The sequence below is a fragment of the Nitratidesulfovibrio liaohensis genome (genome assembly GCF_011682075.1).
Lineage (GTDB): Bacteria > Desulfobacterota > Desulfovibrionia > Desulfovibrionales > Desulfovibrionaceae > Cupidesulfovibrio > Cupidesulfovibrio liaohensis.
In genome coordinates, this window is the sequence record NZ_VSMK01000538.1 from 1 (window position 1) to 1,466 (window position 1,466).

Below are 1,466 nucleotides of genomic sequence, written 5' to 3' on the forward strand. Positions count from 1 at the left end.
GGCGCTGACCAGGCGGGCCAGGTCGCGCCACCGGTGCCGGACGGCCTGCCCCCTCGCCCGGCTGCCCTGGCGGGGCTGGCCGAGTGCGGAGAGGTGTCCATGCAGACGGTGCGCTACGCTGAAGACCTGGCGGCGCTGTACACCGTGGAGCGGGCCCAGCGCGCGGAATTGCAGGCCGTCAACGAACGGCTGCGCGCGGTCATCGATTCCATGGCCGACGGCATGCTCACGGTGGACGCGGCGGGCACGGCGGTTACCGTGAACACGGCGACCTGCGCCATGCTGGATCGCCCCCCGGCGGAACTGGAGGGCCGCCCGCTGGTGGAATTGCTGGGCGAGGCGGGTGCGGCGGCGGTGTTGCCGGGGAGCAGGCACGGGGCAGGCGCGTCCGGCGGGGGTGGGGCGGGCGGTGATTCCGGGGCGTACGCACCCGGACAGTATGTGTCCGGGCAGGACATGTACGGGGCGCGGGTGGTGGAACTGGAACTGCCCTCGCCCGAAGGCGTGGCCCGGCGGGTGGTGCGGGTGGCCACCTCGCCCATGCGCGACGGCGGTCGTGTGCTGGTGCTGCACGACATCAGCATGCAGCGCCGGGTGCAGCATCTGAAGCAGGATTTTCTGGCCATCATCTCGCACGAGATGCGCACCCCGCTCAACGGCATCCTGGGGCTGGGAGACGTGCTGCTGGACGAGGCGCGCCGCCGGGGCGATTCCGACGCCGAGGAACTGCTGGGTCACCTGTTGCAGGCCGCGCGGCGTATGCACGCCATGGTGCGCGAGGTGGTGCGCTTTGCCGAGGTGCAGGGCGGTCGCGTGGAGGCGGCGGACGCGCCCGTGGATGTGTATTGGGTGCTGGCCGGGGTGCTGGAAGAGCTTTCCGCCTTTGCCGCCGCGCACGGGGTGGTGCTGGGGCCGATGCCCATCGGAGGGGCGGTGACGGTGCGCGGCAACGCAGGGCTGCTGCGCGAACTGTTCATGCATGTGGTGCACAATGCCATTCGTTTCAACCGGCAGGGCGGCATGGTGACCATGCGCTGCCGCCCGCCGCGCGGCATGGCCGGGCCCGGTATGGCGAATGGGGCAGCCGACAAGGGGAGTCCGGACGTGCGGGCCGGGCAGGGCTGCGAGGCCCTCGAAGTGGTGGTGGAAGTGGCGGACACCGGCATCGGCATCGGCGCGCAGGAGCGCGAGCGGGTGTTCGAAAGCTTTTACCAGGCACAGGGGTACATGACGCGCAACCGTGAAGGACTGGGCATCGGACTGACCCTGGCCAGGGCCATTGCGCGGCTGCACGGGGGAGACGTGACCCTGTCCAGCGAGGTGGGCCGGGGCACCACGGTGTCGGTGCGCCTGCCCGCCTGCGTGGGCCGGCACGGCACATCCGCAAGGGAGACGGCGGCAGGCTGATATTTGGGGCGCGGCCGCGCGCATGGGTGCCCACCCCGTGCGCCCGGACCGTTCGCCCA

1 protein-coding gene is annotated in these 1,466 nt (G+C 71.8%); it reads left to right on the plus strand.

Annotated elements, in window-relative coordinates; all coding sequences use genetic code 11:
• Positions 1-1,407, plus strand: a 1,407-nt coding sequence (locus FVW27_RS15415) for a PAS domain-containing sensor histidine kinase (protein WP_424991881.1), incomplete at its 5' end; no start/stop codon positions are given.
• Between the last annotated feature and the right edge of the window lie 59 nt (positions 1,408-1,466).